Genomic DNA, 7,303 nt, shown 5'->3' with positions numbered 1-7,303 from the left:
CGTGCGGCAGGCGTGCCGGGCCGGCGGCTTCAGCTGCGTCCGAGGAAATCGAGGATGATCGGGTTCACCCACTGCGGCCGCGCGCCGAAGGTGCCGTGGCCGGTGCCGGGCAGGATGCAGAGTTCGGCCTTCGGCAGCGCGCGGTAGATCGCCAGCGTGTGTTCGAGCGTGATCGCATCGCGATCGCCGGACATCACCAGCACCGGCTTGTCGAGGCCGGCGAGCAGCGCCGGGCTGATTTCCTCCGGGGTCGGCGAATGCAGCCACAGCGTGTTCAGGCGATCGCCGAGCGTCGGATCGCTGCGGCCGCGGGCGCGGGCGACCGCGGTGCGCAGTTCGGCGAGTTCCTTCGCGGTCAGCCCGTCCGGCGACAGATTGGCGCCGCTGACCACGAGGCGGCGCACCAGATCGGGCCGGCGCACGGCCAGCATCAGCGCGAGGATGCCGCCATCGCTGTAGCCGACCACATCGACCGGGCCGGGTCTGAGCTGATCGAGCAGCGCGATGGTGTCGTTCATCATCGCCGTGTAGCTGAGCGGCCCCGGCACGTCGGGCGTGCGGCCCTGACCGATCTGGTCCGGGGCGATCAGGCGATGCGCGGCGGTGAAGTCATCGAACTGGCGCGAGAACGAGCCGGCACCGGAGTCGCCGCCGCCGTGCAGCAGCAGCAGCGGCGGGCCGTAGCCGCGGGTTTCGTAGTACAGCTCGTGGCCGTTGACCTCGATCCAGCGCCCCGGACCGACCCCGGTGTCGAGCAGCAGCCAGCCGAGTGCCAGTGCGGCCGCGGCGAGCAGCGCCAGCGTGCGTCGCGACGGCGCCGACGGGGGAGGCAGGCTCATGAAGGGCGGGGCGGCGCGTCACTGCACTCGGCGACGCGCGGGCTGTCGGCGGGTCAGGGACGGCGGATCAGGTAGCGCGGCGATTCCTCGTAGCCGCGCCGGCGGTAGAACACGTGCGCGCCGTGGCGGCGCTCGTGGCTGTGCACCTCGATGCGGTCGCAGCCGCGCTGCTGCGCGAGGCGCGTGGCCTCGGCCTCCAGCGCCCGGCCGAGTCCCTGTCCCTGCGCGGCCGGGGCGACGCTGAAGTAGGCGATGCGGCAGAAGTCGCCGGCCAGGCCGAGCTGCGGAATGAAGTGCAGCGCCAGACAGCCCTGCACCGGGCCGTCCTCGAGGCCGCCGACCAGCACCGCGGCATCGGGATGACGCAGCAGCCGTTCGAGCCGCCCGGCGGTCTCGCCGGCTTCGACCGGATAGCCGAGCAGCGTCATCAGGCCGGCGATCGCATCGGCATCGCCCGGCCGGGCGAGGCGCAGGTACAGACGGTTGGCGACGGCGTTCATGCGGTGTGACCTCCGGCACGGACCGCGACGGTCCGGTAGTGCGAGGACAGGGAATCGAAGTGCGCGAGCAGCGTCCGGGCTTCGGGTGGCACGCCCTCGGCTGATCCATCGAGGTGATCGAAGGTGTGGAGTGCGGCCTGATCGTCGAAATGCATGATGGTCACGAACTCGACCTCATGGCTGCGCTCGCGGCGCAGCAGCTCGTAGCCGGGCCAGCCTGACAGGGCGCGGGCGGCGATCTCCGGAAACACGTGTTCGAGCAGCAGAGGTTCGTACTCGCCGGCCTGCCCGGGACGGGTCCGGCCTTGCCGGATGCGCGTGATCATCAAGGGAGTCCGTCCGCAAAGCTAAAGATTTGGACAGAAACTAGACGACGCCGTGATCCGGCTCAATCCCACGATTTCTGTGTCTTCAGGCCGGCAGTTCGAGGGCGGCGAGCGGCAGGTGGTGCATCAGTTCGCGCAGGATCAGCAGCAGTGCCATGCCGTTCGTGTCCTGCGGCAGGCCGCCGCTGTCGGACGGCCGGCCTTCGGCGCAGGCGGCGAGGCGCCCGAAGCCGTGTTCGACGGCCTCGCGCAGCAGTTGCACGCGGCCGCTGCCCGGCAGGCCGAGGCTCGCGGCCAGTGCCCGTGGCTCCGGGTCCGGGCAGACGGCGGACGCCAGCGACGGCGGCGGCCCGCAGTGGCGGTGCACGCGCATCAGTTCGTCCTCGACGGCGGCGATCGCGTATTCCAGCTGCGCGGGCGTCGGGAAGCCGGGGTGCCAGTGACGGGCGAGGCTGGCCGGCCCGAAGGCATAGACGCGTACCGCCGGCACGGTGCCGCCGAAGGCCAGGCCGGTGCGGGTGGCGTCGAAGCGCAGCGTCGCCGGCGCCTGCGGCCCGGTCTGCGTGGCGAGCAGGGCTTCGGCGAAGTCGGAGGTCAGGAGAGGATCGGTGCTCATGCGCGGCTCCCTGCGGAGGCACGGCCGGGCAGGGTCATCTGCCGCGCCATGCGGGAAATCATCAGTCGCAAATCATCCATCGTTCACCGGTGCCGGTGCGAACAGCGCCTTCGGCGTCGTGCCGAACTCGTTGCGGAAGGCAGCGATGAAGGCGGAAAGCGAATCGTAGCCGCTGTCGAGCGCGACCGCGGTGACGCTGCGCCCGGCTTCGAGCGCGCCGAGGGCGAGCAGCAGGCGCAGGCGCCGGCGCCAGTCGGCGAAGCTCAGGCCGGTCTCGCGGCGGAAGCGCCGCGTCAGCGTGCGCTCGGACAGGCCGCAGCGCGCCGCCCATTCGGGCAGCGTGCGTGCATCGGCCGGTTCGGCCTGCAGGGCTTCGCAGAGCCGGCGCAGGCGCGCATCGGCCGGCAGCGGCAGGCCGAAGTCGAGTTCGGGCAGCTCGGCGATGGCATCGAGCAGCACTTCCGCCAGCCGTCCGGCCGGTCCGTCGGGGTCGTATTCGAGCGGCCGGGCGCTCAGCGCGAGGATCAGCTCGCGCACCAGCGGGCTCACGGCCAGCACCCGGCAGCGTGGCGGGGCCCAGGCAGTGCGTGACGCATCAAGATAAAGGCTGCGCATCTCGGCACGCGCCGAGGCATTGACCTCGTGCAGCGTGCCGGGCGGGATCCACACCGCGCGCTGCGGCGGTGCCAGCCAGCAGCCGGTGTCGGTGCGCACTTCGAGCACGCCGCTGAGCGCCCACGACAACTGCACCCAGTCATGGCGATGCGGACGCACCCAGGAGCCGGCCGGCAGCGATTCGGCGCGCGCGTAGACGGCGCGCGGCAGGCGTTCGAGCGCCGGCACGCTGCGTTCGGGCGCATCGGCGGGCCGTGGCGTCAGGGCGGGCGCGAGATGGCCGGAATTCGACATCGATTGACCCCGCGGCGACGACCGGACAGGCCGTTCCTGCGCAGTATGCCCGGCAGACGGTCGCGTTCCCGGCGACCGTACCGGTGCCGGAGATTCCGCCATGCTGCTGCCTCACCTGCGTCGCCTGCTGCGCGACCGTTTCCTGCTCGGCATGCTGCTCGCCGTCGGACTCGCGGTGCTGACGCCGCAATTCGGGCGCAGCGGCGGCACGCTGCACCTCGATGCGCTCTCGAATGCCGGCATCTTCACGGTGTTCTTCCTGCACGGCATCGGGCTGTCGATGCAGAGCCTGCGCGCGGGCTTGCTGAACTGGCGGCTGCACACGCTGGTGCAGGCGCATACCTTCCTCGTCTTCCCGCTGCTGTGGCTCGCACTCGATGCGCTGTTCGGCGCCTGGGTGCCGCAGGGGCTGATGCTCGGCTTCTGGTATCTGTGCGCGCTGCCCTCGACGATCTCCTCGTCGGTGGCGATGACCGCGCTCGGGCGCGGCAACGTGCCGGGGGCGATCTTCAACGCCACGCTGTCGAGCCTGCTCGGCATCGTGCTGACGCCGCTGCTGGTCAGCCTGATGGTCGCTCACGGCGGGGAGGGCGGGCGCGGCCCCGGCGAGGCGATCCTGAACATCGCCGGCCTGCTGCTCGCGCCCTTCGTGCTCGGGCAGCTGCTGAGGCCGTGGCTCGGCGCCTGGTTTGCAGAGCGCAAGCGCTGGACGGGCCTGATCGACCGCGGCGTGATCCTGATGCTGGTCTACGGCTCGTTCTGCGACGCGACGGCCGGCGGGCTGTGGTCGGACTACGGCGCCGGCGTGCTCGCGACGGCGTTTGCCGGCAGTGCGCTGCTGCTGGCGATCGTGCTGGGGCTGAGCCGGCGCGCTGCACGCCTGTTCGGCTTTTCGGTCGAGGACGAGGTGGCGGCGGTGTTCTGCGGCTCGAAGAAGACGCTGGCCTCGGGCATGCCGATGGCGAAGCTGCTGTTCGGCGCCAGCCCCGCGCTCGGGCTGGTGGTGCTGCCGATCCTGCTCTATCACCCGCTGCAGCTGTTCGTCTGCTCGGTGATGGCCGAACGCTACGCGGCCCGGCCGGCACGTTGAGCTTCAGACCGGTATGCCGGCCTCGTCGGCGGCGATGATCTCGGTTTCGGTGCGCGCGTCGTTCGCCCAGGCGCGCATCGCCTCGCATTCGAGCACCGTCGACAGCCAGGCACCGACGATGTCGTCGTGCGGCACGTCGTAGGTCGTGAAGCGCCAGGCGACCGGCGCGAGCATCGCATCGGCGGCCGAGAACTCGCCGAACAGCCACGGGCCGTCGGCGCCGTGCAGCAGGCGGCTTTCGCGGATCAGCGCCTGCAGCCGCGCGATGTCGGCGTTACAGTCGACCGAGGGCTCGACGCGCCGGTGCGCGCGGATGTTCATCGGCAGCTCGCTGCGCAGCGCCCCGAAGCCCGAGTGCATCTCGGCAGCCACCGAACGGGCAATGGCGCGGGCTTCGAGTGCCTTCGGCCAGACGCGGCCGGGGGCGAGGACTTCGTTGACGTACTCGGCGATGGCGAGCGAATCCCAGACCACCAGCTCCCCGTGGTGCAGCACCGGCACGCGCCCGCTCGGACTCCAGCGGCCGATCTCGGTGACGAACTGCGGGGTGTCGAGCGGCAGGCGGACCTCGGTGAAGGCGATGCCGAGCTGCTTCAGCAGCAGCCACGGCCGCAGCGACCACGAGGAGTAGTTCTTGTTGCCGATGACAAGGACGGGAGCGGGGGGCGGAGACATGGCGGACAACACCGGTACGCTTGCGCCCGTCGGGCGCGGGAGCCTGCCAGCATAGCCGACACCGCACCCCGCACCCGTCAGCGAAGCTTTCCGGAAGTCAAGATTTGTGCAGGCCGGCCGGTTTCAGGCCACCGCGCAGGTGATGGCCGATTCGTCGCGGGCATCGTCGATCCATTCGATCATCGCCGGCAGTTCGAGCAGGGCGCGGACCCAGCCCGCGACGGCGCTGTCGGTGGCGATGCCGTAGCTGCGGAAACGCACGGCGACCGGCGCGTACATCGCATCGGCGGCCGAGAACTCGCCGAACAGCCAGGGTCCGCCGCGACCATGGCGCAGGCGGCAGTCCCGGATCACCGACTGCACCTGCGCGATGTCGGCACGGCAGTCGGCCGACAGCACCGGGCTGTGGCGCCCGGCGACATCCATCGGCAGCTCGCGCCGGAACACCGAGAAATTGCTGTGGATCTCGGCGGACACCGAGCGGGCGACGGCACGACTGGCGAGATCGGCGGGCCACACGCGGCCGGGGGCGAGGGCCTCGTTCAGGTATTCGGCGATCGCCAGCGAATCGCGCACGGTCAGCGCGCCGTGTTTCAGGACGGGGATGCCGGACTCCGGACTCCAGCGACCGCCATCCGGGAGCCGCTCGCGCGCACCGATCGGCAGGCGGATCTCATCGAAGGGGATGCCGAGCTGGCGCATCAGCAGCCAGGGACGCAGCGACCACGGGGAGTTGTTCCGGGTGCCGGTGACGAGCGTGATCTGACTCATGGGGCGGTCTCCCTGGGTTGTTGTTAGATCGCTGTCCTTGCGCGACACGGCTGTATCCGGATGCAGACGTATCGGGATGATTCAGGAATTTCCGGACCGGCGCAAACCGTCAGCGAGTGTGGAATTTTAAGGTGTGCGCCAGCGCCCCGTTGCCGCCGCCACCCCTGCTGACCACCTCGTCGGCCCGGATCGGGCATTCCTGCCGCCGGGCCAGCGACCAGTCCGGCGGTCGGTTGATAACGTGCTGAATGTTACAGAATTTGTCAAAGTATTTGTCATAACGAGTTTGTAAGGTCCGGGCGTGCTTGACAAGCTCGGCTCGCACCCGGTTTGTAACCGTCCGCCCTCCCGCGGCAGCCGTCACAGACCGCGCAGGGCGGCCTGCAGGTGCAGCGCGAGGATCGATGCGGCCAGCAGCTTCGGGATGTAACGGCTGTTCCAGCGCTGGAACGCAAACACCGGGATGCCGTAGCGCCCCTGCATCGACAGGTGCAGCCCCGACAGCGGTCCGGCCGGCACGCCGATCGCCCAGCCCATCGTCAGCGTGCTGGTCAGCAGCGTCGGGTCCGGCGCGAGCGGCGCGAGCCAGGTGCCGAAGGTCGTGATCGCGATCACCGGATGCACGCCGGCGAAGGCCGCCGCGACGATCAGCAGCAGCGTCAGGCTTGCCTCGATCGGCCCGAAGCGCACGAACGGCAGCTGCCCGCCGGTGGCGGCGAGCAGCCCGGTGATGCCGGCGGCGAGCAGGCCGGCGGCGAGGAACAGCACCAGTTCCGGCGCGCCGTCACCGAGGCGGCGCAGCGCGTGCCCGGCGAAAGCGTGCAGCCCCGCGCGGCCGCGGCGCCCGAGCAGCACGACGAGGCAGAGCAGCGGCGCATACAGCGTGACGATGGTCGTGATGCCGGTCTGCGGCCACAGCAGGTGCGTCCCCAGCACCAGCCCGACCAGCGTCCCCGGCACCGCCAGCGTGCGCAGGTGCATCGGATAGCCGACGAAGCCCGCACCGCGCGTGTTGCGGCGGCCGTCGTCGGTGTCGAGTGCCGTCAGCCACAGCGCCAGGGCTGCCAGCGGCAGGCCGGTGAGGATGATGATGCCGAGCCGCGCCCCGGGCGCGAAGTTCAGCGCCGCCGCCATCGCGGCGAAGAACGGTGACCAGAACGTGCAGGCGCAGAAGCCGCGCGTCAGCACCAGCGCCGCGCGCCGGCCGAGGCGGCCGTTGCGCAGCAGCCGGTCGGCGAGGATGAACACCGCCGGGATGTTGATGACGGCGCCGAAGAGGTGCACGCCGAGCAGCGTGCGCCAGAGCGCCGTGCGCCCGCGCGGCAGCGCTTCGCTGCGGGTCTGCGCGTCCGGCATCGTCACCAGCCGCAGGAAGGACACGGCGCAGAGCAGTCCGATCAGCGTCTGGTTGCCGGTGGCGGCGAGGCGCAGATCCGCAGGCACGCCGGACAGCACGCCTGCCAGCATGCCGGCAACGCCGATGCCGGCCATGCCAAGCGCCTGCCGGCGCTGGCGCTGCGGCAGGCGCGGCCACAGCAGGGCGGCGGCGCTCCAGGCGCAGGCGGCGGCCGGCCACG

The 7,303-nt window shown here is 71.1% G+C and carries 9 protein-coding genes; 1 reads left to right on the top strand and 8 read right to left on the bottom strand.

The features are described from left to right. Positions 1-29 precede the first annotated feature (29 nt). The 5 genes from PKE44_RS04630 to PKE44_RS04610 form a co-directional block, all read right to left on the bottom strand. Entirely contained in the window at positions 30-839 is an 810-nt protein-coding gene (locus tag PKE44_RS04630; protein WP_324548526.1) for an alpha/beta hydrolase, read from the bottom strand. 53 nt (positions 840-892) lie between these two features. Continuing rightward, entirely contained in the window at positions 893-1,339 is a 447-nt protein-coding gene (locus PKE44_RS04625) for a GNAT family N-acetyltransferase (protein WP_324548525.1), read from the bottom strand. Beyond that, complete coding sequence (locus tag PKE44_RS04620) at positions 1,336-1,665, bottom strand: antibiotic biosynthesis monooxygenase (RefSeq protein ID WP_324548524.1); 330 nt, start codon at positions 1,663-1,665, stop codon at positions 1,336-1,338. Before PKE44_RS04620 ends, PKE44_RS04625 begins: the two co-directional genes overlap by 4 nt. A gap of 85 nt (positions 1,666-1,750) precedes the next feature. Beyond that, on the bottom strand, positions 1,751-2,281 hold the full coding sequence (locus PKE44_RS04615; protein ID WP_324548523.1) for a hypothetical protein: 531 nt from the start codon (positions 2,279-2,281) through the stop codon (positions 1,751-1,753). A gap of 72 nt (positions 2,282-2,353) precedes the next feature. Continuing rightward, positions 2,354-3,190, bottom strand: a complete 837-nt coding sequence (locus tag PKE44_RS04610; RefSeq protein WP_324548522.1) for a helix-turn-helix transcriptional regulator — start codon at positions 3,188-3,190, stop codon at positions 2,354-2,356. 100 nt (positions 3,191-3,290) lie between these two features. On the opposite strand from PKE44_RS04610, the gene PKE44_RS04605 reads away from it, so the two are divergent. Beyond that, on the top strand, positions 3,291-4,280 hold the full coding sequence (locus tag PKE44_RS04605) for a bile acid:sodium symporter family protein (RefSeq protein WP_324548521.1): 990 nt from the start codon (positions 3,291-3,293) through the stop codon (positions 4,278-4,280). Positions 4,281-4,283: 3 nt separating this feature from the next. On the opposite strand, the gene PKE44_RS04600 is transcribed toward PKE44_RS04605, so the two are convergent. From PKE44_RS04600 to PKE44_RS04590, 3 genes are all read right to left on the bottom strand, one after another. Then, the gene (locus tag PKE44_RS04600) at positions 4,284-4,955 is read right to left on the bottom strand and encodes a glutathione S-transferase family protein (protein ID WP_324548520.1); all 672 of its coding nucleotides are present in this window, start codon (positions 4,953-4,955) and stop codon (positions 4,284-4,286) included. A gap of 123 nt (positions 4,956-5,078) precedes the next feature. Continuing rightward, positions 5,079-5,726 carry a glutathione S-transferase gene (locus PKE44_RS04595; protein WP_324548519.1) on the bottom strand — a complete coding sequence of 216 codons (648 nt, stop codon included), beginning with the start codon at positions 5,724-5,726 and terminating at the stop codon, positions 5,079-5,081. A 360-nt stretch (positions 5,727-6,086) separates the two neighbouring features. Next, on the bottom strand, positions 6,087-7,303 hold a 1,217-nt coding region (locus PKE44_RS04590), incomplete at its 5' end, for a hypothetical protein (RefSeq protein WP_324548518.1).

The sequence above is a fragment of the Plasticicumulans sp. genome (assembly GCF_035331805.1).
In the GTDB taxonomy this organism is placed as follows: domain Bacteria; phylum Pseudomonadota; class Gammaproteobacteria; order Competibacterales; family Competibacteraceae; genus Plasticicumulans.
The sequence above is the reverse complement of the archived record's forward strand: the minus strand, read 5'-3'. Positions and strand labels throughout refer to the sequence as shown.